The 22,356-nt window shown below is 71.7% G+C and carries 22 protein-coding genes; 10 read left to right on the top strand and 12 right to left on the bottom strand.

Annotated elements, in window-relative coordinates; genetic code table 11:
* Positions 1-255 precede the first annotated feature (255 nt).
* The 6 genes from HZS56_RS05585 to HZS56_RS05560 all read right to left on the bottom strand — a co-directional run bounded on the left by HZS56_RS05585 (position 256) and on the right by HZS56_RS05560 (position 7,064).
* On the bottom strand, positions 256-1,437 hold the full coding sequence (locus HZS56_RS05585) for a hypothetical protein (RefSeq protein WP_216719562.1): 1,182 nt from the start codon (positions 1,435-1,437) through the stop codon (positions 256-258).
* A gap of 73 nt (positions 1,438-1,510) precedes the next feature.
* Positions 1,511-2,491: an SCO2521 family protein gene (locus tag HZS56_RS05580; RefSeq protein WP_216719561.1), complete on the bottom strand. Its 981-nt coding sequence runs from the start codon at positions 2,489-2,491 to the stop codon at positions 1,511-1,513.
* Position 2,492: 1 nt separating this feature from the next.
* Entirely contained in the window at positions 2,493-3,458 is a 966-nt protein-coding gene (locus tag HZS56_RS05575; RefSeq protein ID WP_216719560.1) for an SCO2522 family protein, read from the bottom strand.
* Entirely contained in the window at positions 3,455-4,372 is a 918-nt protein-coding gene (locus tag HZS56_RS05570) for an SCO2523 family variant P-loop protein (protein WP_216719567.1), read from the bottom strand. The genes HZS56_RS05575 and HZS56_RS05570 overlap by 4 nt, the downstream gene beginning before the upstream one ends.
* A 2-nt stretch (positions 4,373-4,374) precedes the next feature.
* A complete protein-coding gene (locus HZS56_RS05565; protein ID WP_216719559.1) occupies positions 4,375-6,219 on the bottom strand; it encodes an SCO2524 family protein in 1,845 nt (614 codons plus the stop codon).
* A 68-nt stretch (positions 6,220-6,287) separates the two neighbouring features.
* The gene (locus HZS56_RS05560; protein WP_216719558.1) at positions 6,288-7,064 is read right to left on the bottom strand and encodes an SCO2525 family SAM-dependent methyltransferase; all 777 of its coding nucleotides are present in this window, start codon (positions 7,062-7,064) and stop codon (positions 6,288-6,290) included.
* 252 nt (positions 7,065-7,316) lie between these two features.
* Here HZS56_RS05560 and HZS56_RS05555 point away from each other — a divergent pair, with 252 nt between their 5' ends.
* Complete coding sequence (locus tag HZS56_RS05555) at positions 7,317-7,865, top strand: GNAT family N-acetyltransferase (protein WP_216719557.1); 549 nt, start codon at positions 7,317-7,319, stop codon at positions 7,863-7,865.
* Between the two features lie 48 nt (positions 7,866-7,913).
* Here HZS56_RS05555 and HZS56_RS05550 read toward each other — a convergent pair whose 3' ends face one another.
* Positions 7,914-8,609: a tellurite resistance TerB family protein gene (locus HZS56_RS05550; protein WP_216719556.1), complete on the bottom strand. Its 696-nt coding sequence runs from the start codon at positions 8,607-8,609 to the stop codon at positions 7,914-7,916.
* A gap of 184 nt (positions 8,610-8,793) precedes the next feature.
* The gene (leuA, locus tag HZS56_RS05545; RefSeq protein ID WP_216719555.1) at positions 8,794-10,515 is read right to left on the bottom strand and encodes a 2-isopropylmalate synthase; all 1,722 of its coding nucleotides are present in this window, start codon (positions 10,513-10,515) and stop codon (positions 8,794-8,796) included.
* 360 nt (positions 10,516-10,875) lie between these two features.
* Here leuA and HZS56_RS05540 point away from each other — a divergent pair, with 360 nt between their 5' ends.
* The 9 genes from HZS56_RS05540 (at position 10,876) to era (ending at position 18,489) form a co-directional block, all read left to right on the top strand.
* Positions 10,876-11,946 carry a M4 family metallopeptidase gene (locus HZS56_RS05540; RefSeq protein WP_216719554.1) on the top strand — a complete coding sequence of 357 codons (1,071 nt, stop codon included), beginning with the start codon at positions 10,876-10,878 and terminating at the stop codon, positions 11,944-11,946.
* Positions 11,947-11,967: 21 nt separating this feature from the next.
* Entirely contained in the window at positions 11,968-12,234 is a 267-nt protein-coding gene (locus tag HZS56_RS05535; protein WP_216719553.1) for a protealysin inhibitor emfourin, read from the top strand.
* 73 nt (positions 12,235-12,307) lie between these two features.
* Positions 12,308-13,621, top strand: a complete 1,314-nt coding sequence (locus tag HZS56_RS05530) for a GH1 family beta-glucosidase (RefSeq protein WP_216719552.1) — start codon at positions 12,308-12,310, stop codon at positions 13,619-13,621.
* A 202-nt stretch (positions 13,622-13,823) separates the two neighbouring features.
* Entirely contained in the window at positions 13,824-14,903 is a 1,080-nt protein-coding gene (locus HZS56_RS05525) for a PhoH family protein (RefSeq protein WP_216719551.1), read from the top strand.
* 12 nt (positions 14,904-14,915) lie between these two features.
* Complete coding sequence (ybeY, locus tag HZS56_RS05520; RefSeq protein ID WP_216719550.1) at positions 14,916-15,413, top strand: rRNA maturation RNase YbeY; 498 nt, start codon at positions 14,916-14,918, stop codon at positions 15,411-15,413.
* Positions 15,410-16,714: a hemolysin family protein gene (locus HZS56_RS05515; RefSeq protein ID WP_216719549.1), complete on the top strand. Its 1,305-nt coding sequence runs from the start codon at positions 15,410-15,412 to the stop codon at positions 16,712-16,714. The genes ybeY and HZS56_RS05515 overlap by 4 nt, the downstream gene beginning before the upstream one ends.
* Complete coding sequence (locus HZS56_RS05510) at positions 16,711-17,079, top strand: MmcQ/YjbR family DNA-binding protein (protein WP_216719548.1); 369 nt, start codon at positions 16,711-16,713, stop codon at positions 17,077-17,079. The genes HZS56_RS05515 and HZS56_RS05510 overlap by 4 nt, the downstream gene beginning before the upstream one ends.
* Positions 17,080-17,116: 37 nt before the next feature.
* Positions 17,117-17,470, top strand: a complete 354-nt coding sequence (locus tag HZS56_RS05505; protein WP_216719547.1) for a cytidine deaminase-like protein — start codon at positions 17,117-17,119, stop codon at positions 17,468-17,470.
* Positions 17,471-17,535: 65 nt separating this feature from the next.
* Positions 17,536-18,489 carry a GTPase Era gene (gene era, locus HZS56_RS05500; RefSeq protein WP_216719546.1) on the top strand — a complete coding sequence of 318 codons (954 nt, stop codon included), beginning with the start codon at positions 17,536-17,538 and terminating at the stop codon, positions 18,487-18,489.
* 228 nt (positions 18,490-18,717) lie between these two features.
* Here the strand turns inward: era and HZS56_RS05495 are convergent, their stop codons facing one another.
* The 4 genes from HZS56_RS05495 to HZS56_RS05480 form a co-directional block, all read right to left on the bottom strand.
* Positions 18,718-19,851 (bottom strand): carbohydrate kinase family protein, encoded by a 1,134-nt coding sequence (locus HZS56_RS05495; protein ID WP_253913785.1) that lies wholly within the window; start codon positions 19,849-19,851, stop codon positions 18,718-18,720.
* Between the two features lie 125 nt (positions 19,852-19,976).
* Positions 19,977-20,969 carry an adenosine deaminase gene (locus HZS56_RS05490; protein WP_216719544.1) on the bottom strand — a complete coding sequence of 331 codons (993 nt, stop codon included), beginning with the start codon at positions 20,967-20,969 and terminating at the stop codon, positions 19,977-19,979.
* 20 nt (positions 20,970-20,989) lie between these two features.
* Complete coding sequence (locus HZS56_RS05485; protein ID WP_216719543.1) at positions 20,990-21,895, bottom strand: ribonuclease Z; 906 nt, start codon at positions 21,893-21,895, stop codon at positions 20,990-20,992.
* Between the two features lie 19 nt (positions 21,896-21,914).
* Complete coding sequence (locus tag HZS56_RS05480; RefSeq protein ID WP_216719542.1) at positions 21,915-22,268, bottom strand: histidine triad nucleotide-binding protein; 354 nt, start codon at positions 22,266-22,268, stop codon at positions 21,915-21,917.
* Positions 22,269-22,356: the final 88 nt, after the last annotated feature.

Below are 22,356 nucleotides of genomic sequence, written 5' to 3'. Positions count from 1 at the left end.
CGCGCCGCCTCGCCCGCCCCCTCCGCCTCACGCGCCTCGTGCGCCCCCTGCGCCGGTGCGGCGGTTGCCGGGAGCGCCGTTCCCCCGAGTCCCGCGGCCGCCGCCCCGGTGAGGAAACGCGCCCGGCTGATTCCCTTGCTTCGCGTGCTCGTGCTGGTCTTCTCCATGCGGCCACTGTGCCGACGCCGGGCACCGGCGGCAGTCCGCCGTCGGTCTACGGCCCGGCGACTTAAGAGGACCGCACCGCGCCGAAGGTCAGGCCCGGTCCACCATCCAGTTGCCGTCCTCCTCGTCGTCGACGCGGACCTCCAGTTCGCGCAGGCCCATGCCCGCGTCCCAGAGTTCCCTGAAGCGCTTCAGGCGGTCGCGTACGTATTCCTGACGGGCGGTGAGCCGGGTGCGGACGTTGACGTCGCGCAGGTCCTGCTCGATCTCGAACGACACCTCCTCGTCGTAGAGGATGAAGTCGTTGGTGGTGCCGCGCTGGAGGTGCGGGGGCAGTTCGGGCAGGACGGCGGCGCGTACGTCGATGCGCCGCAACTCCTGCTCCTCGCACAGGCGCAGCAGCCGGTCGTCGAGTTCGCGGGCGCTCTCCAGGAGGAACAGACGGCGCACCGTGACGCCCTGTTCGTCGATGGCGGCCTGCTGGGCGTCGAGGTAGCGGCCGGCGGGCTCGCTGCTCCAGAACTCCCGGTCGACGGAGGTGCTGGTGGCAAGGATGGAGTGCTCGGCGGCCCGGGTGAGGGTGAGCATCCAGTCGTGGTTCTCGCCGGGGCACTCGGCGCTCAGGTTGGTGAGGTCCGCCATGTGGCCGACCACCCGGGACATCTCCAGGTGGACGAAGGTGTGCAGGATGGAGGGGCTCGGCAGGAGCACGTCGGCGAAGCCCTTGGCGAGGTCCGGCAGCCGGTCGATGCGGACCGGGTCGAGGCGTGCGCCGGCGGACTCGGCCGTGTGGTGGTCGGTCTGGGCGACGTGGGTCTCGACGAGCTGTTTGACGTCCTCGGTGTGCCGGGTGAGGCCGGTCTTCAGCTCGTCGTCGTACCGGTTCAGGCCGTCGCGGACGGCGGTGGTGTGCTCGGCCAGGGCGCTCTCCACCCGGCGGGTGTGCTCCTCGACGCTGCGGGTGTGCTCCTCCAGCCGCGCGTGGTCCAGGCGTGCGTCGTCCGGGCGGCTGTCGTCGAGCCGTGCGCGGTCCTGCGGGGCCAGGCCCAGGACGTACTGGACGGTCACGGCCGCGCCGGCGCAGAGCACGGCGGACACGAACTGCCGCAGTGTGCCGCTGTCCGGGGCGAGCAGTGCCGTGACGGCCCAGAAGAGGGCGCCGACGACCAGGGCGACCAGGAGCGTGCGCGCCCAGGGGGACTCCCCCTTCAGGTCGGCCGGACCGGACGTGCGGGGCGTGTCGTCGGGTCGGGGTGACTGTGCCGTGCTCATCTCGCTTCTCCCCCCGTTGGGATGTGCGTCGGATCGGGGTGCGGGGATGTGCGTGCCGGGCTGCGGGGCCGGGTCAGGGAGCCGGTTCCGCCTCCCGGTGGACTGCTTGGACGGTGTGCAGGGTGAGCTGGTCGCGGATGCGCTGCACCATGGCCTGCCACTGCCGGGTGAAACCGGGGCGTTCCTCCAGCGGGCCCCACAGCGCGGCCAGTTCGCGGGTGACCCGGGCGCCCGGCATCCACAGGTGGAGCAGGTGGTCGACGGCCGGGCGCAGTGCCCGGACGGCGGCCCCGGGGTCCTCGGCGGAGGGGGCGCCCAGCCGGATGCCGTCGAGCATGCGGACGACGTTGGTGAGCAGCCAGTCGTGCAGGGCGAGGTCGTTGCAGAGCGCGGCGAGGTCGGCCGCGGCGGTGTCCTCGGGCACGCGCAGGCGTACGGTGCGCAGTTCGTCCTCGGCGAGGGTGAACCGTTCGAGCGAGGGGCCCTCGCCCGGCGCCGCCGGCAGGGCGGCCCAGCGCAGCCGGGTGGGGCGGGAGCGGAAGGGCGGGCGCTGGTCGAGCAGGGGGTGGCGCAGCAGCCGGGTGAGCAGCCCGTCGGCTATCAGGCCGACGTCCAGGTCGCCGCGGCGCGGTCCGTCGAGGACGCCGCGGGCGACCGCCTCGTGGGGGAGCTTGCCGAGCGGCTCGACGACGCCGGGCCGCACCAGGTACTCGCCCCAGGGGCGGCGCTGGTCGGGGCCGGTGGCGGGCAGGCTGCAGTGGGCGGAAGTCTGCAGGACCCGGCCCTCGGTGAGCGCGGCGTGCGCGGTGACGGTGCCGACGGCGCGGACCCGGGCACCGTTGGCGCTGGGCAGCGGGCAGTCGACGCCGGTGAGGGTGGCGGGGGAACGCGCGTAGAGACCGGGGCGTTCGGAGAGCAGGACGCGTTCGTCGGCGCGCAGGGCGAGGAGCCCGGCGGCGGAACGGATGTCGAGGGCCTGCCGGGCGGGCAGCAGGCTGGTGCGGACCTCGCCGCAGGAGAGGGCGGTGCGCGGGGTGCTCTGCCGCGGCGCCATGTCAGAGACCCGCGTAGTAGACGTAGGAGATGCGGTCGGCGACCGAGTCCGGGACGGCGGTGCGTTCCTTGCCCGAGCGGTCGGCGACCTGGGCCAGTGCTCCCGGGTCGACCTCGATCTGGTCGAGGATCACGCGGACGGCGTGCTCGACGGGGAGGAAGCGAGTGGGCAGGACGGAGCAGGTGCGGTAGGCGGCGAAGGGGTCCGCGCGGTCGTTGAGCTTCAGCAGGGTGGGCAGGTCGTCCCACCGGTCGGGAAAGCCGGCGGTGGCGGTGTGCGGCTGGGGGGTGAGGACGGCCTCGCCCTCGTTGCGCAGGAGTCCGAGGCGGGCGAGCTGCCAGACGGCGGCGAGGAACGGGCAGGACCAGGTGCGGTCGCCGTCGTCGTCGCTCCACAGTTCGACGTCGAGGAAGACGGAGTGGCGGCGGGCCGCGGTCTCGTGCGGCGGCTGCCAGCCGACGGCCCGTTTCATGGCCTGCGGGGCGCGGGCCACGGGGCTGCGTTCGCCGTTGGCGAGCCAGCCGGTCTGGGCGGCGGGCGGGCGTAACCCGTGGCTCCCCGGGGGCGGGGACTCGACGATCCGGGCGGCCACGGACTCGGCGACGGGGATCTTGCCGGTGACGGCGCAGCCGGATTCGCGGGCCAGGTAGTCGATGGTCAGTCCGGCCCGTTCGGCCTCCGCGAGGAGTGTCGGGACGACCTCGGCGGGGGTGGAGAAGCGGGTGAAGTAGTCGTCGATGAGGAAGCAGGTGCTGACCCGGGCCCGCTTGCCGCCGGCCCGGGCGGTGGCGGCGGCGCGGGCCGCCTCCACCCAGGGGCGTACTTCGGTGAAGTGCGCGCGCAGCCGTTCGGGCCCTGCCTCGAAGTCCTCCATGTAGAGGTGGCCCAGCTCCACGGAGAGGTGGGCCAGCGGCACCGACTGGGTGCGCGGCTCGGCGGTGGTCTCGCGGAACACGGACTCCGTCACAGCCGCCCCCAGTGGGTGTCGTCCGTCAGGCGCCGGGCGATCTCCTCCAGCGCGTCCAGGGTTTCCTTGTTGGCGATCTGGGTGGAGAGGACGTCGTCCTCGGTGATCAGCTGTTCGTGCCACTGGAGGATGGGCTCCAGCGGCACGATGCCGAGGACGACGCTGTCGCCGATGCGGTACTCGGCGGCGAGCCGGCGCAGCGCCTCGTCGCGGGCCTGCATCCAGGTGGCCTGCGCGGTCGACCCCTGGGGCCCCAGCGGTGCCTCGGGGTCGGGTACGGCGGCCCGGACGAAGCGGATCGCGGCGCGCAGGGCGTCCTCGTCGTGGCCGCGTTCGATGCCGCTGCCGATGATGCCGTGCTCGGCGTGGACGAGTCCGGAGGCGGCGATCACGTGCTGGCGGGTCCAGCGGTGGAAGATCAGCCAGCGGAAGGGGAGGTTGCGCATCCGGGGGTGGGCGGTGGCGGCGAGCACCATGTCGACGGCGTAGCTGCGGCCGGCGCTGAGGTCGACGAAGGTGACGTCGAACTCGGTGTTGAGCCTGAGCAGCAGGTCGACGCACCGCTCCAGGGCCTCGTCGCCGGTGGCGAACTCGCCGCCGCCGATGTCGCCGGGGAAGAGCACCAGGCGGCCGGACTGATTGGGACGGGAGCGCAGCAGCGGGTGCTCGGTCTGGCGCCAGACGTCGATGCGGACCGGCTCCGCGCTCTCGCCCTCCAGGTAGGAGTGGAGGCCGCGTTCCTCGACGCCGCGCATGGCGCCGGGCACGTCGAAGACGGCGGCGGCGGTGGGCGAGCCGAAATCGAAGTCGACGTAGGCCACGTGGTCGCCGGTGAGTGCCCGTTGGTAGGCCAGGTTGGCGCTGGTCACCGACCGTCCGGTGCCTCCCTTGTCGGAGGCGGCGAAGACCAGCACGCTCACACCTCCTGGGCGGCGGCGCCCCTGGCCTGGGCCAGGGTGTCGAGTTCCTGGAGCACGGGCAGGGCCAGGGCGAAGGCGGTCGCGGGCCGGTCGTCGACCAGGTTGCGGGCGTGGTCGAGGCGGCTCTCGATGCTCCGCATGGCCCTGGCTCTGCTGCCGTCGGCAGCGGCCGACGCCTCCAGCTGCTCCTTGCCGAACAGGTGGGTGGCCTCGCTGAGCAGTTCCCGGGCCAGTTCGGCGACTTCGGGGCTGCGGATGGGCTGCTGTTCGTAGAGCATGCGGGCGGCGACGAGGCATTCGGTGACGCGCTCGGTGATGCTCCAGGACAGGCGGTGTCCGACGTCCCGGGCGTCCGGGAAGACGGCCTGGATGTTGTCCCAGAGGCCGGCGCCCTCCTCCTCGTCGATGCGTCGTTTCCACAGGTGCTCGAAGGACTGCTCGGCCAGGCGCAGCAGACGGTCCTGGGCGCCGATGTTCCGGGAGAGTTCGGCGAGCTGGATGATCCGTTTGAGGAGCTGGGCGGAGAAGTCGGTCATCCGCCACAGGAGTTGCCCGCCGGCGCGTTCGGATCCGGCGAGCGGCATGGTGACGCCGGGGGTGTGCAGCAGGAGGGTCGGGTCCTGCCGGGTCATGCGGCTGGTGACGCGGCCGCGGTCGGCGAGGCGCTCCATGATGGCGACGGTGCGGGTGAGGTCGTCGTCGGTCGCCTTCCGGCGGACCAGGTCGTGCACGAGGATGGCGGCGACGGTCAGCGAGAAGTACTCGGACTCCAGGCGCAGGCCGGTGGTCTGCCAGGGCAGGTCCTCCAGGGGCCAGCGGTCGGCGCCGAAGCGGGCGACCGCGGACCAGTACTGCTGGCTCAGCTCCCAGCGCAGGCGCAGCATCTCGGCGAGCTTCTGCTGGTCGGCGTCGAGCAGGCCGAGGGTGAGGGTGCGGTCGGAGAACAGGTCCTGGATGCCGTCGAGGGCGGTGACGGTGAAGTAGACGTAGGGCAGCCGGTCGGCGATGCCGTCGGGCTGGCCGGGGGCCGGGGTGTTGAGGTCGGTGATCTCGGGGGCGTCCTTGACGATGCCCCAGGCCCAGCCGCATTCGAAGAGCTGGCTCTCGTCGCGGATGCCCTCGTCGACCTGGATGCCGCGGGAGAGGCTCTCGATGATGGTGGCGCGCAGTGGGCGCAGCCTGCGGGAGAACTGCTGGAGGACGAGGCGGTCGGACTGTCCGCCCTGGCCGATGACCTCGATGAGCCGCTTGCCCTGCTCCGACTCGGCGTCGAAGACGTTCACGGTGAAGGAGCGCAGCAGGCTGATCATGGCCGCGGTCAGCCGGGCGTTGGTGGCGTCGCGCAGCTCGGCGATGGCCTTCAGGACCTCGGGGCGGGTCGTGGTGTTCTCGTAGACCTTGAGGAATCCCAGGGTGGCGAGGCACAGCGTGACGGACATGGAGTAGGAGTCGACCACGCCCAGCTGGCGCTGTTCGTGGGTGACCGTGCCGCCGGGTTCGGCGGGGCGGAAGTAGTGGCCGCCGGAGAAGGTGGGGCTGTCGTCCGTGGCGGTGTGGGTGCGCATGAACTGGGTGAGCGCGGCTATCAGGTTGGGCGGGATCTCCAGGCGGCTGCCGACCCGTTCGAGAGCGCGCAGGACGTCGCGTTCGGTGGTGTCCGGCTGGTCGAGGCGGAAGGCGGGCACCTCGGTGGCCGGGTAGAGGAGGCAGAGCAGGCGTTCTGCGTCGGCGACGCTGCTGAGCCCGTCGGTGTCCCCCCGGACGAGCTTGCCGTCGTCGAACGAATGACGCGCCATGGCCTGCCAGATGTCCAACAGGTGCTGGCGTGGCTTGATCTGCATCCCCGTACCCCTCGTACAGACCTCGTTGCCCTGTGTGGACAACGTCCCCGTTGTGCATGTCCCCGTTCCTAGGGGGCGGCAATCTCCGCGTTGCGCCGTCCCAGGGCGAGGAGCATTCCCTCGTGCCCCGGCCGCACCGAGTGGTGCAGGTCGTGGATCTCCAGCTCACCGGTGAACGGCGCCAGGCTCTGTGCGACCGTTTCCTCGTTGACCCGGTAGGCCGGGTAGTCGTGGTCGCCGACGCGGTACCCGACGGACTCCTTCATGAAGGCGGCGGCGAACGGCGCCCCTTCGCCGAGCGCACCCATGAAGCACCGCACGCCGCGGTGGAACTCCTCGGACGCCTCCGACATGGAGTCGGCGACGAAGAACATGGTCCCGAGGTCGAAGCGCCGGGTGCCGCCCTCCAGGTCGAAGAGGCTGCCCCGCTCCACCCGGGCGACCTCGCCGATCCGGTCCCTGGGCCGGTCGACGGCCCCGTAGGCGGGCGCTTCGCGCAGTACGTCCCAGAAGGGGTCCCAGGCGATGTCGTACCCGGCCGGGGAGACCTGCTTCTCCAGGTACTCGACGTTCAACGGGGCGAACTCCAGCAGGACCAGCTTCTCGCACCAGGGGAGCATGGACAGGCCCGGGTACAGGTTCGCACCGGCGCCGACGTCGATGCCGCGCGCCGAGCGCGGAAGGGTCCCGTCGAAGCAGCGGGTGAGGTAGTCGCGCAGCAACCGGACGATCAGCAGGTCGACTTCGAGCGGCGTCCGGTAATTGTTGTCGACGTACACCTCTGGATCGAACTTCGACCACGGCGCGTCGGCGTTGCGATCCATAGTCACCCTGCCACGTTCCATTCGAATTTGGACAAATCCCCAGCACTGTTCACGGTAAGTGACAATGCGACTTCGCAACAGCGGGTGAATACGCCATCCTCATCCGCCCGGCGCACGTCGGGCGCATGGTCGCACACCTTAACTCGCCCTTGCATGCGGCAAGTTGGACGCTCACTCTAGCCAGAAGCAGACACTGGCCGCCACATGAGTCCTCACTCCTTCGGGTGGGCGGCCTGGGTGCCCATGATTGACGCCGTCCGACCAGGGGGTTGCATGACCGCCGAACCGCTGGAACGTTCCCTCGACCACCACGACCAGCTCACGCGACCCGACTCCCCGCCGGACGACCAGCCACTGGACCTGCGGCCGGCCCGGGAGTCCGACCTGCCGGAGCTGCGGCGGCTGGACGAGGAGGTCTTCCAGGACTTCGCCTATCCCGGGTTCCTGCTGCGCCAGCTCTTCGACATGTACGAGGAGCACTTCCTGGTCCTCGACGACGGCACGGGCCGGCTGCGCGGATACGTGCTCGCCGCCACCCGGACGCTCGGCGCGGACAGCTGGATCCTCGGCCTGTGCGTGACGCAGGACCGGCGCCGCCACGGGCTGGGCCGGGAGCTGATGCGCGAGGTGCTGGCCCGGCTGCGACGGGACGGCATCCAGGTGGTCCGCCTCACGGTGGAGCCCGCCAACCTCGCCGCCATCTTCCTCTACCGCTCGCTGGGCTTCCGCCCGGAGGAGCCCGACGGGGGGCTGCGTCCGGACTACTTCGGTCCGGGCATGCACCGCCAGATCATGCGTCTCGACCTGCCCGGGAGCTTATGAGCCGGGCCGCACCGGTCCCGCGCGGGGCCCGTGGGGGCGTGTCGGGGCCTATGAGGGCGTGCCGGCCGACTCCAGGAGCCGGGTGACGTCGTCGGAGCAGATGGTCAGGGCCGCGCCCACGGTGGCCAGGGCGTCGCGCTCGGCGGGGGTGTAGGGGCCGTCGGCGAGGGCGATGCGGGCGCCCTGGAGCAGGATCGACTCGCGGCCCGCGGCGGCGAGGTGCGGGGCCAGCGGGTCCAGCGCCTCGTGCAGCTCTATCGCCAGGCCCGGCACGCAGGGTTCGCCGCGGACCCGGCCGGTGTCCGCCTCCAGCGCCTCGACGAGCGCGTCCAGCTGGTCCTCGGTGCAGTCGTCGAAGCCGGCCGCGCGCACGGCGACCGCCGCCGTCTCCAGCGACGTGCGGGAGCAGGTGCCGCCCGCGGTCAGGACCGCGAGGGCGACGGTGTGGACGGCGTCGCGGAGCATCGCGGAGAAGCGCGTGGTGGTCGGGTGGTCGAGGACGTCGGTGCCGTAGTGGCGGCGGCAGGCCGCGCACTCGACGGTCGGCGCGGACTCGCCGCGCGGCAGCACGGGCACACCGAGCACGGTGAACCGGCGGCGGCCGGTGAGCCGCGTGTAGTTGCGGTCGCCGCCGCAGCCGGGGCAGAAGAACTCGCCGTCGCCGACGGGCGTCCACGCGGTGCGGGTGCCCAGGATGCGTGGCAGCCGGGCAGCTCGGCTGTTTCGTCCCCGTCCAGGCAGCACGTCCCACCTCCGTAACGGCGCGACAGCATCGTCGCGCTGGCGTGATGTTAGCCACATCACCCACGTGGAGTCAGTACCCAGGACGAGACCTTTCCGTGACCATCACGGATATATGGCCGGTATATGACGGGGTCCCGCCCGCAGATTTCCTGCGGGCGGGACCCCAAACCGCCGATTCGGCTGGTCAGCGCGCCGCGCGGTTGACGGCGGAGACGACCGCCTTCAGTGAGGCGCGCGTGGTGTTCGCGTCGATTCCGATGCCCCACAGCACCTTGTCGCCGATGGCGCACTCGATGTAGGAGGCGGCCTGCGCGGAGGCACCCTCGCTCATCGTGTGCTCCTGGTAGTCCAGCAGGCGTACGTCGATGCCGACGCCCTGCAGCGCGTGGAAGAACGCCGAGATCGGTCCGTTGCCGGAGCCGACCAGGGTGGTCTCCTCGCCGTCGACCGTGGCCTCGACGGTGAGGGTGTCGACGCCGTCGCGGTCGGTGGTGGTCTGCCCGTTGGCCACCTGGATGCGGCCCCAGGGGTTGTCCGGGTTGGGCAGGTACTCGTCCTGGAAGACGTCCCAGATCGCGGTCGGCGTGATCTCGCCGCCCTCGGCGTCCGTCTTGGCCTGGATGGTCTTCGAGAACTCGATCTGCATCCGGCGCGGCAGGTCCAGGCTGTGGTCGTTCTTCAGGACGTAGGCGATGCCGCCCTTGCCGGACTGCGAGTTGACGCGGATGACCGCCTCGTAGGAGCGGCCGACGTCCTTCGGGTCGATCGGCAGGTACGGGACGGCCCACTCGATGTCGTCGACGGTGACTCCCTTGGCGGCCGCGTCGGCCTCCATGGCGTCGAAGCCCTTCTTGATGGCGTCCTGGTGGGACCCGGAGAAGGACGTGTAGACCAGGTCGCCCACGTAGGGGTGGCGCGGGTGGACGTCCATCTGGTTGCAGTACTCCCACGTGCGACGGATCTCGTCGATGTCGGAGAAGTCGATCTGCGGGTCGACGCCCTGGGAGAACAGGTTCATGCCCAGGGTGACCAGGTCGACGTTGCCGGTGCGCTCGCCCTGTCCGAACAGGCAGCCCTCGATGCGGTCGGCGCCGGCCATCAGCGCCAGCTCGGCCGCGGCCACCGCCGTACCGCGGTCGTTGTGCGGGTGGACGGACAGGCAGACGTGCTCGCGGCGGGACAGGTTGCGGCCCATCCACTCGAAGCGGTCGGCGTGCGTGGAGGGCGTGGAACGCTCCACGGTGGCGGGCAGGTTGAGGATGATCTCGCGGCCGGGGCCGGGCCGGTAGGTGTCCATCACCGCCTCGCAGACCTCCAGGGCGAAGTCCAGCTCGGTGTCGGTGAAGATCTCCGGCGAGTACTGGTACCCGAACTCCGTCTCGGGGCCCAGCAGTTTCTCGGCGTACTCCATGACCAGCCGGGTGCCGTCGACGGCGATCTGCTTGATGTCGTCCTTGGAGCCGCGGAAGACGACCCGGCGGAAGACCGGGGCGGTGGCGTTGTACAGGTGGACGGTGGCCCGCCTGGCGCCCTTCAGGGACTCCACCGTGCGCTCGATCAGGTCCTCGCGGCCCTGGGTCAGCACGGAGATCGTGACGTCGTCCGGGATGGCTTCCGGGTCCTCGATGATGGAGCGTACGAAGTCGAAGTCGGTCTGGCCGGAGGCCGGGAAGCCGACCTCGATCTCCTTGTAGCCCATCTTGACCAGCAGGTCGAACATGGCGCGCTTGCGGACGGGCGACATGGGGTCGATCAGTGCCTGGTTGCCGTCGCGCAGGTCGGTGGAGAGCCAGCGGGGAGCGGTGGTGATCCGCTGCTGCGGCCAGGTGCGGTCGGGGATGTCGACCTGCTCGTAACCGCGGTACTTGGCGATCGGCATGGGGCTGGGCTGCTGACGGTTGGCCATGATGGCGTGGGCTCCTCGTGATGTCCGCGGTGTCAGCGGGTGACAGGGGTGTCCGCGTCGTCCGCGTGTCCGGAAGGACGGCCGACGGCACCACCAAGCTCCGCGGGGAGGGAGTCGGCCTCTACAGGCCCTCGCCGCGGCAGCTAAGGAGAAGCAGCCCGAATCGCATGGTGCCCAGCACCTTAGCCGAGTCGCGCGAGACACGCGGGTCCGTCCCAGTATGCGGGACCACGGGCGGAACCGGGGCAAATGGTGCTCCATACCACTCGACCACGACGGAAGGACAGCCCGCGGACCGGTTTTTCATCAATCATGGTTGCAGCTAGTGACATTGACATTACTCAGTGCAATGGTTCTGGCATGACGACCCACGGGGGCTTCGAGCCCGTCTTCTGCACCATCGTGCCGCCGCACGTCCTCGACAAGCTCGCCCGGGACGCGAATCCCGTCCGGGCCGACCGCGCCCGCCGCACCATCCAGCGCGACGCCGCCGAGCGCACCCGCCGCGGTCTGACGACCGTGGCCGGCGCCCCGGCCGTCGCCCCACGCGCCGGCGCCGAGCCCGGGAAGCCGCACCGCACGGTCTACGACGCCCGGGGCGGCACCGACCTGCCCGGCACCAAGGTGCGCGCAGAGGGCGAGGACCCGGGCCAGGACGCCACCGTGAACCGCGCCTACGCGGGCCTGGGCGCCACCTTCGAGCACTACCTCACGGTGTACGGACGCGACTCCATCGACGGCGCCGGCCTGCCCCTCGACGCGACCGTGCACTACGACCGGGAGTACAACAACGCGTTCTGGAACGGCGAGCAGATGGTGTTCGGCGACGGCGACGGCGAGGTCTTCCTCGACTTCACCAGCTCCCTGGACGTGATCGGCCACGAGCTGACCCACGGCGTCACCCAGCACACCGCCAACCTGACCTACTACGGCCAGCCCGGCGCCCTCAACGAATCGGTGTCCGACGTCTTCGGCTCCCTCGTCAGGCAATACGCGCAGGGCCAGAGCGCCGCCGAGGCCGACTGGCTGATCGGCGCCGAACTCCTCGGGCCGGACGTGACGGGCGAGGCCCTGCGCTCCATGAAGGCACCGGGCACGGCGTACGACGACGACGTGCTCGGCAAGGACCCGCAGCCCGCCACGATGGACGACTACGTGCGCACCGGCCGCGACAACGGCGGCGTCCACATCAACTCCGGCATCCCCAACCACGCCTTCTACCTGCTCGCCACCGAGCTGGGCGGCAACGCCTGGGAGCGCGCCGGCCTGATCTGGTACGACGTGCTGACCGGCGGCGAACTGGCCCAGGACGCGTCGTTCACCGACTTCGCCAAGCTGACCCTGAAGGCCGCCCGGGAGCGCTTCGGGGACGCGGCGGAGCTGGAGGCGGTGGGCAAGGCCTGGGAGCAGGTCGGGGTGCGCACGGCGTAGTTCCGTACTAGACACGGGTCCATGCGGATTCAGGTGAGGCGCACAGGAGGCTTCGCGGGCATCGAACGCCACGCGGAGGTCGACACCTCGGGACGGCCGGACGCGGCCGAGTGGCACGCGCTGGCCGAGCGGGCCGTCGCCGACGGCCGGACCACGCCGCCGGTCGGAGTGCCGGACGGGTTCAGCTACCAGATCACGGTGGACGGCGAGACGGTGTACGCCGCCGACCCCCGGCTGACGGACGAGCAGCGCGGGTTGATCTCGCGGGTGCTGAAGGAGGGGGCGTAATCAGGAGGGGGCGTAACACCGCCCGCGTGCGCGGGCGTTGACTTCCCTCGCCGGGGGTGCGGATGATCCGCGCATGGCGACTGACGCGATGCCCCGGTTCCCGGACGGCTTCCTGTGGGGCGTGTCGACCTCGGCGCACCAGATCGAGGGCGCGGCCGAGCTGCGGGGTCCGTCCGTGTGGGACGTCTTCGCGGCCGAGCCCGGGCGGGTGAAGGACGGCTCGACGGCGGCGGTGGCCTGCGACCACTACCACCGCTACCGGGAGGACGTGGCCCTGCTCGCCGGTCTCGGCGTGGACGCGTACCGCTTCTCGGTCTCCTGGCCCCGCGTGGACTCCCCCGGCGGCCTCGACTTCTACGACCGCCTGGTGGACGAGTTGTGCGCGGCGGGCGTGCGGCCGGTGCCGACGCTCTTCCACTGGGACCTGCCCGCGGGACTCGACTGGCTGGAGCGGGACACAGCGGCCCGGTTCGCGGAGTACGTGTCGGTGGTGGCGGGGCGGCTCGGCGACCGGGTCGGCAAGTGGATCACCCTGAACGAGCCCGCCGAGCACACGCTGCTGGGCCATGCCCTCGGCACCCACGCGCCCGGCCGCGGGCTGCTGTTCGACGCCCTGCCGGTCGCCCACCACCAGCTCCTCGCACACGGCCTGGCGGTACGGGCGCTGCGCGCGGCGGGCGCCACGGACGTCGGCATCGCCAATTCGCACGGCCCGACCTGGCCCGCCTCCGACGGGCCGGCCGACCGGGAGGCCGCGGACTTCTACGACCTCCTGCTGAACCGCCTGTTCGCCGACCCGGTCCTGACCGGGCGGTACCCGGAGGGCGTCGGTGAGCTGATGCCGGGCTCCCCCGCCAGGATCGAAGCGGACCTGGAGGTCGTCGCCGAGCCGCTGGACTGGTACGGCGTGAACTACTACGCGCCGGCCCGGGTGGGCGCCCCGCAGGGCGCGGAGATCGAGTTCGGCGGGGTGACGCTCCCGGCCGAACTGCCCTTCTCGGTGCGCGCGATCGAGGGCAGGCCGCTGACCGACTTCGGCTGGCCGGTGGTCCCGGAGGGCCTGACGGAACTGCTGACCGGCTTCCGCGACCGCTACGGCGACCGGCTCCCGCCGGTCGTGATCACGGAGAACGGCTGCTCCTACGAGGGCCTGGACGACCGGGACCGCATCGCCTACCTCGACGGTCACGTGCGCGCCCTGCACCGGGCGGTCGAGGCGGGTGTGGACGTGCGCGGCTACTTCGTGTGGTCGCTCCTCGACAACTTCGAGTGGGCCGAGGGCTACGCCCGGCGCTTCGGACTGGTCCACGTGGACTTCACGACGCTGGAGCGCACCCCGAAGGCGTCGTACGGGTGGTTCCGGGACCTGGTCGCGGGCCAGCGGTGACGGGCGATGAACGGCGGGCGGCCGGCGGGGTACGGACGGTGAGCAGCGGGTGAAGGGCGCGGGCGGCGGGCGGGGGCGGCCGACGCCGGTCGGATAAAAGCCTCGGTGCTGTCGGCGGGGAGTCGTACGCTGGAGTCAGCAGACACACCCGTCACGCGGCGCACGCCGCAGAGGAGGACGAGCAGGCCTAGAGCGCCGGCCCATGACTCAGACACCCTCAGGCCACACCCCCGCGCAGGGGCAGGCGAGAGCACAGATCACCGTCCCCGCCCAGCACCCCATGGTGACCGTACTGGGCTCCGGAGACTCCCTCCTGCGCGTGATCGAGAAGGCCTTCCCGGCGGCCGACATCCACGTCCGGGGCAATGAGATCAGCGCCGTCGGCGACACGCACGAGGTCGCCCTCATTCAGCGCGTTTTCGACGAGATGATGCTGGTGCTCCGCACGGGGCAGCCGATGACGGAGGACGCAGTGGAACGCTCGATCGCCATGCTCAAGGCGAGCGAGAACGGGGAGAGCGACGGCCAGGAGACCCCGGCCGAGGTGCTCACGCAGAACATCCTGTCCTCGCGCGGCCGCACGATCCGCCCCAAGACGCTGAACCAGAAGCGGTACGTCGACGCGATCGACAAGCACACCATCGTCTTCGGCATCGGCCCCGCGGGCACCGGCAAGACCTATCTGGCGATGGCGAAGGCGGTGCAGGCCCTGCAGTCCAAGCAGGTCAACCGCATCATCCTGACCCGCCCGGCGGTCGAGGCCGGCGAGCGGCTCGGCTTCCTGCCGGGCACGCTGTACGAGAAGATCGACCCGTATCTGCGCCCGCTGTACGACGCGCTGCACGACATGCTCGACCCGGACTCGATCCCGCGTCTGATGGCGGCGGGGACGATCGAGGTCGCACCGCTGGCGTACATGCGCGGCCGCACGCTCAATGACGCGTTCATCATCCTGGACGAGGCCCAGAACACCAGCCCCGAACAGATGAAGATGTTCCTGACCCGCCTCGGCTTCGACTCGAAGATCGTCATCACGGGTGACGTGACGCAGGTCGACCTGCCCGGCGGCACCAAGTCGGGGCTGCGGCAGGTGCAGGAGATCCTGGAGGGCGTCGAGGACGTCCACTTCTCCCGGCTCACGTCCCACGACGTCGTCCGGCACAAGCTGGTGGGCCGTATCGTCGACGCCTACGAGCAGTACGACAACAGGAACGGCACCGAGAACGGCGGCCACAACGGCGGCCGGACACCGAGACGCGGTGCCAAGGCCAAGGGGAAGTAGACCAGCACGACCATGTCGATCGACGTCAACAACGAGTCCGGAACCGAGGTCGACGAGCAGGCGATCCTCGACATCGCCCGCTACGCGCTCGCGCGGATGCGCATCCACCCGCTCTCCGAGCTCTCGGTGATCGTCGTGGACGCCGGTGCCATGGAGCAGCTGCACATCCAGTGGATGGACCTGCCGGGGCCCACCGACGTGATGTCCTTCCCGATGGACGAGCTGCGCCCGCCCGCCAAGGACGAGGACGAGGCCCCGCAGGGGCTGCTCGGGGACATCGTGCTCTGTCCGGAGGTCGCCGTGAAGCAGGGCGCCGAGGCGCCGACGCAGCACTCCATGGACGAGGAGCTCCAGCTCCTGACCGTCCACGGGGTGCTGCACCTGCTGGGGTACGACCACGAGGAGCCGGACGAGAAGGCCGAGATGTTCGGCCTGCAGGCGGCGATCGTGGACGGCTGGCGTGCGGAGCGCGGCCTGACCGGCCCGTCCCCGGCCCCGACGGTCTCATGAGCCTGCCTCTCGTCGGCGGCGCCGTCGCCCTGGTGGTGGTCGCCTGGCTGGCCGCCTGCGCGGAGGCGGGACTCGCCCGGGTCTCCAGCTTCCGCGCCGAGGAAGCCGTACGGTCCGGGCGGCGCGGCGCCGAACGGCTCGCCAAGGTCGCCGCCGACCCGACGCGCTATCTGAACGTGGCGCTGCTGGTCCGCGTGGCCTGCGAGATGGCCGCGGCCGCGCTGGTCACGTACGCGTGTCTGCGGCAGTTCGACGGCACGGGCGAGGCGCTGGTGATCGCCATCGCGGTGATGGTGCTGCTGTCCTACGTCGCCGTCGGGGTGTCCCCGCGCACCATCGGCCGCCAGCACCCGCTGAACACGGCGACCGTCGCGGCGTACGTGCTGGTGCCGCTGGCCCGGGTGATGGGTCCGGTGCCGTCGCTGCTCATCCTCATCGGCAACGCGCTCACTCCCGGCAAGGGCTTCCGCCGCGGCCCCTTCGCCTCCGAGGCGGAGCTGCGGGCGCTGGTGGACTACGCGGAGAAGGAGTCCCTGATCGAGGCCGAGGAGCGCCGGATGGTGCACTCGGTGTTCGAGCTGGGCGACACGCTCGTGCGCGAGGTCATGGTGCCGCGCACCGACCTCGTGGTCATCGAGCGCTACAAGACCATCCGCCAGGCCCTCACCCTCGCCCTGCGCTCCGGTTTCTCGCGGATACCGGTGACCGGTGACAGCGAGGACGACGTGGTCGGCATCGTGTACCTGAAGGACCTGGTCCGCAGGACGCACATCAGCCGGGACGCGGAGAGCGACCTGGTGTCCACCGCGATGCGGCCCGCGTCCTTCGTGCCGGACACCAAGAACGCGGGCGACCTGCTGCGCGAGATGCAGAAGGAACGCAACCACGTCGCCGTCGTCATCGACGAGTACGGCGGCACGGCCGGGATCGTCACCATCGAGGACATCCTCGAGGAGATCGTCGGCGAGATCACCGACGAGTACGACCGGGAGCTGCCGCCGGTGCAGGAGCTGGGCGGGGACCGCTTCCGGGTCACCGCGCGCCTGGACATCGGCGACCTGGGCGAGCTGTACGGCCTGGACGAGTACGACGACGAGGACGTGGAGACGGTGGGCGGCCTGCTGGCGAAGGCCCTGGGCCGGGTCCCGATCGCCGGGGCGTCGTCCGTCGTGGAGTTGCCGGACGGCCGCGAGCTGCGGCTGACGGCGGAGGCCGCGGCCGGCCGCCGGAACAAGATCGTGACGGTGCTGGCGGAGCCGGTGGGTGCCGCGGAGCCCGCCGAGGAGGCAACTCCCGAATGACCCCGGCCGAGCTGCGCGCCTTCTGTCTGTCCTTCAACGCGGCGGCGGAGGACTTTCCCTTCGGGCCGGAGATCTCGGTCTTCAAGGTGCTGGGCAAGATGTTCGCGCTCACCCGCCTGGACGGGGACCCGCTCACGGTCAACCTGAAGTGCGACCCGGACGACGCGGTCCGGCTGCGGCACGAGCATCCCGGGCTGATCGTCCCGGGCTGGCACATGAACAAACGGCACTGGAACACGGTGACCCTGGAAGACGGGGGCTGCGGCCTGCCGGACCGGGTCGTGCGGGAGCTGGTGGAGGACTCCTACGACCTGGTGGTGGCGGGTCTCCCGCGCGCGGAGCGGCTCCGCCTCGACCGCCCCTGAGGCCGGGCGGACGGGCGGCGCTCCGTATGCTCGCCCCATGACCGAGACTCCCGACCTCGACCCCGAGGACCGCAAGATCGTCACCCTGGCCCGCTCGGCCCGGGCCCGCAACGGTGTTCCCGAGGGCGCCGCCGTACGCGACGAGACCGGCCGCACGTACGTCGCCGGGACCGTCGCGCTCGACTCCCTCCGCCTGAGCGCCCTGCGTACGGCGGTGGCGATGGCGGTGGCGTCCGGCGCGAAGTCGCTGGAGGCGGCGGCCGTCGTGACCGACGCGGAGTCGGCGTCTGCGGAGGACCTGGCGGCGGTACGGGACCTGGGCGGGCCCGCGACGCCGGTTCTGGTCGCCGGTCGCGACGGCACGGTCCGCGCCTCGGTGAGCGCGGGCTGAACGCCGCCGGCCCGGCGGGCGACCGTGGTACGGCGGGGGTTCGGGGATCAGGGACAATGGGCGCCATGAGCGTTCGTACCCAGTCATCCGAAGAACCGGCCGAGACTGTTCACCGGGCCGGCTTCGCCTGCTTCGTGGGCCGTCCCAACGCGGGCAAGTCCACTCTCACGAACGCTCTGGTCGGGCAGAAGGTGGCGATCACCTCCAACCGTCCGCAGACGACCCGGCACACCGTGCGGGGCATCGTGCACCGCGAGGACGCCCAGCTGATCCTGGTGGACACCCCCGGCCTGCACAAGCCGCGCACGCTGCTGGGCGAGCGGCTGAACGACGTGGTGCGCACGACGTGGGCCGAGGTGGACGTCATCGGCTTCTGTCTGCCGGCCAACGAGAAGCTGGGCCCCGGCGACCGTTTCATCGCCAAGGAGCTGGCGGGGATCAGGAAGACCCCGAAGGTCGCGATCGTCACCAAGACCGACCTGGTGGACTCCAAGACCCTCGCCGAGCAGCTGATCGCGATCGACCGGCTCGGGGAGGAACTGGGCATCACCTGGGCGGAGATCGTCCCGGTCTCGGCCACGGCGAACCAGCAGGTCGACCTGCTCGCCGACCTCCTGACCCCGCTGCTGCCCGAGGGCCCCGCGCTCTACCCCGAGGGCGACCTGACCGACGAGCCCGAGCAGGTCATGGTCGCCGAGCTGATCCGGGAGGCGGCCCTGGAGGGCGTACGGGACGAGCTGCCGCACTCCATCGCGGTGGTCGTGGAGGAGATGCTCCCGCGCGAGGACCGCCCCGCGGACAAGCCGCTCCTGGACATCCACGCCAACGTTTTCATCGAGCGCCCCAGCCAGAAGGGCATCATCATCGGCCCCAAGGGCAAACGCCTGAAGGACGTCGGCATCAAGTCCCGCAAGCAGATCGAGGCACTGCTCGGCACGCCGGTCTTCTTGGATCTGCACGTGAAGGTCGCGAAGGACTGGCAGCGCGACCCGAAGCAACTGCGGCGACTGGGGTTCTGAGGACGCCGCAGACCGAAGGCCCAGACCTCAGCACGCCGCCGCGCGGCGGTAGCCGCACATTGATACAGCCTGGATCTGCACGTGAAGGTCGCCAAGGACTGGCAGCGCGACCCGAAGCAGCTGCGACGACTGGGGTTCTGAGGACGCCCCGGGGCAACCGCAGGCCCAGGCACCGAAACCGCCCACCCGTCCGCCCCCCGGGCGCCGCACCCCGCGCCCGGTCCCCCGTCAGGGCGTCGGGGGGCGGAAGCCGATGGTGGGGACCGCGCGGCGCTGGGGCCAGGGGCCGGGGAGGTCGTCGGGGACGAGGCCGGCGAGGAACGCGTAGCGGCGCAGGGCCGGGTCCTCGCCCTGGACGGACTGGACCTTGCGCCACCAGGTGGCGATCTCGCCCCAGCCGGGCGCCGACAGGGAGCCGCCGAACTCCTGGACGGAGAGGGCCGCGGTCAGTCCGGCGAAGGCCAGCCGGTCGGCCAGCGGCCAGCCGGCCAGGGTGCCGGTGACGAACCCGGCGACGAAGACGTCCCCGGCGCCGGTCGGGTCGAGGGCCTCCACCTCGATGGCCGGGACCTCGGCGCTCTCCCCCGTACGCCGGTCCACCGCGTAGGCGCCCTCCGCGCCGAGCGTCACCACGGCGAGCGGCACGTGCTCGGTCAGGGCGTGCGCGGCGGCGCGCGGGCAGGTGGCGCCGGTGTAGCGCATGGCCTCCTCCGCGTTGGGCAGGAAGGCCTCGCAGTGCGCGAGGTCGGGCAGGCCCGCGAGGTCCCAGGCACCGGTGTCGTCCCAGCCGACGTCGGCGAAGACCCGGGTGCCGCGCGCCGCGGCCTGGGCGATCCAGGGGGCGCGGACGCCGGGCGCGAGGGAGGCGACGGCCGCGCGGGCGCGGGGCGGGCAGTGCGGCGACGGCTCCTGGGGCGGCGGCTCGTGGCCGTGGGAGACCATCGTGCGCTCCCCCTCGTACGCCATGGAGACCGTGACCGGCGAGTGCCAGCCGGACACGGTGCGCGAGGGGCCGAGGTCGATGCCCTCGCCCTGGGCGAGGGCGTCCCAGCAGTAGTCGCCGTAGTGGTCGTCGCCGAAGGCCGCGGCCAGCGAGGTCCGCAGGCCGAGGCGGGCCAGCGCGGTCGCCATGTTGGCGATGCCGCCCGGACTCGACCCCATCCCGCGGGCCCAGGACTCGGTGCCGCGCACCGGGGCGGAGTCGAGCCCGGTGAAGACGACGTCGAGGAAGACGGTGCCGGTCAGATACACGTCCCACGGCGGGTCCTGCGGGCCGCGCGCGGCGGCGAGGGGATCGACCAGAGGGTGGCTGTGCGCTCCCTCGGCCTGGGTGTGGCGATGCGTTCTCACGGCGGCCGGCATGGGTGGCGCGGCAGGCGCGTCGGACGCTGTGGACACGGTGGACGCTGTCACGGGCGCTCCCTGGCATGGTGCGGATCAGGCCAGTGTGCACCACGCCGCCGACAGTCCGCGGGCGTCCCGGCGCGCTAGGAGAACGTGTAGGCGTCCACCTCGGCCAGGCAGCGTGCCCGCAGTTCCTCGTCGTCCTCCAGGAAGGAGGCGAGGAACGAGTTGCGGGCCAGTTCCCGCAGCCGTTCGTCGCCGAGGCCGAGGGCACGGCGCACGGCGTCGAAGTTGTCGCCCGCGTAGCCGCCGAAGTAGGCGGGGTCGTCGGAGTTGACCGTGCACATCAGCCCGGCGTCGAGCATCGCGGGCAGCGGGTGGTCGGCGAGGGTGTCGACCGTGCGCAGCCGGACGTTGGAGAGCGGGCACAGGGTGAGCGGGACGCGCTCGCGCACCAGCCGCTCCACCAGCGCCGGATCCTCGACCGAGCGCAGTCCGTGGTCGATCCGCTCGACGCCGAGGACGTCGAGGGCCTCGACGACGTACTCGGGCGGGCCCTCCTCGCCGGCGTGCGCGACCCGGCGCAGGCCGAGCGCGGCGGCGGCCTCGTACACCTCGCGGAACTTGGCCGGCGGGTGGCCGGCCTCGGCGGAGTCCAGGCCGACGCCGGTGATCCGGTCGAGGTACGGCTTCGCGGCGTCCAGGGTCGCCAGCGCCGACTCGGCGGAGTCGTCGCGCAGGAAGCAGAGGATCAGCCGGGTGGAGACGCCGTGGTTCTCGCGGCTGCTGCCGAGCGCCCGCCACAGCCCCTCCACGACCGTGCCCATCTCCACGCCCCGGGCGAAGTGGGCCTGCGGGTCGAAGAAGATCTCGGCGTGCCGGACGCCCTGGGCGGCGGCGCGGGCGAGGTAGGCGTTGGCGAGGTCCTCGAAGTCCCGCTCGGTGCGCAGGACGGCCATCAGTTCGTAGTACAGGTTCAGGAAGGACTGGAGGTCCTCGAAGCGGTATGCCTCGCGCAGGGCGTCCTCGTCCGCGTACGGGAGGGCGACGCCGTTGCGGGCGGCCAGCGCGAAGGCCAGCTCGGGTTCCAGGGTGCCTTCGATGTGGAGGTGCAGTTCAGCTATGGGCAGGGGCATCAGAGCATCGTACGGCGGTTTCACCGACGTTTCGGAACCGGGATGCGGGTGAGGTCGCGGGCCACGGTCAGCTCGCCGTCGAATCCGGCCGCCCTCGCCTGCCGCTCGAACTCCCCGGGGTCGGAGTAGCGCTGGCTGAAGTGGGTCAGGACGAGGTGCCGTACGCCGGCGTCCCGGGCGGCGCGGGCGGCCTGGCCCGCGGTGAGGTGGCCGTGGTCGGCGGCGAGGGTCTCGTCCTCGTCGAGGAAGGTGGACTCGATCACCAGCAGGTCGCAGCCCTCGGCCAGCGCGTGCACGCCCTCGCAGAGCCGGGTGTCCATGACGAACGCGAACCGCTGGCCGGGGCGTACCTCGCTGACCTCGTCGAGCGGTACGCCGTTCAGCGAGCCGTCGCGCTGGATGCGGCCGACGTCGGGGCCCTTGATGCCGTGCGCGGCGAGGCGGTCGGGGAGCATGCGGCGGCCGTCGGGCTCGGTGAGCCGGTAGCCGTACGACTCGACGGGGTGCGAGAGCCTGCGCGCGTCCAGGGTGTAGGCGGGGGTGACGGCGAGGGGGCCGTCCGTCTCGACGGGGGCCTCGGTGAGGGCGACGGTCTCGCGGTAGGCGGTGGCGTACCGCAGGCGCTCGAAGAAGCGCTGCCCGGAGCGCGGGTAGTGGGCGGTGACCTGGTGCGGGACCCGGTCGAGGTTGACGCGCTGGATGACGCCGGCGAGTCCGAGGCTGTGGTCGCCGTGGAAGTGCGTGACGCAGATCCGGTTCAGGTCGTGGGCGGCGACCCCGGCGCGCAGCATCTGGCGCTGCGTGCCCTCGCCGGGGTCGAACAGGATGCCCTCGCCGTCCCAGCGGAGGAGGTAGCCGTTGTGGTTGCGGTGCCGGGTCGGGACCTGGCTGGCGGTGCCGAGGACGACGAGTTCGCGTACGGACACGGGTCTGTTCCGTCCCGGGCTATCCGGGGGGCCATTCGAGGCCGCGGCCGCCGAGGACGTGGGCGTGCGCGTGCCAGACGGTCTGGCCCGCGCCGGCGCCGGTGTTGAAGGTGGTGCGGTAGCTGTCCAGCTGCTCCGCGTCGGCGACGGCCTGTGTCTCGCGCAGGACGTCGGCGGCGAGCTGCGGTGCGGCGGCGGCGAGGGCGGCGGCGTCCTTGTGGTGGGCCTTGGGGATCACCAGGACGTGGGTGGGGGCCTGGGGGTTGATGTCGCGGAAGGCGACGGTGGTGTCCGTCTCGCGGACGATCGTCGCCGGGATCTGGCCTGCGACGATCTTGCAGAACAGGCAGTCGTCCTGGGGTTCCCCTGCCATGGGGTGCTCCTCACGCCGGTGATCTTCTGACGGGCATCGTATCGGCCGCGCTGTCGCGTCCGCGCAGCTGCGGTGCGCTCCGGGGCGG

This window comes from Streptomyces mayonensis (assembly GCF_018982965.1).
Lineage (GTDB): Bacteria > Actinomycetota > Actinomycetes > Streptomycetales > Streptomycetaceae > Streptomyces > Streptomyces mayonensis.
Note: the sequence above shows the minus strand (reverse complement) of the source record. Positions and strands in the feature narration are given on the sequence as shown.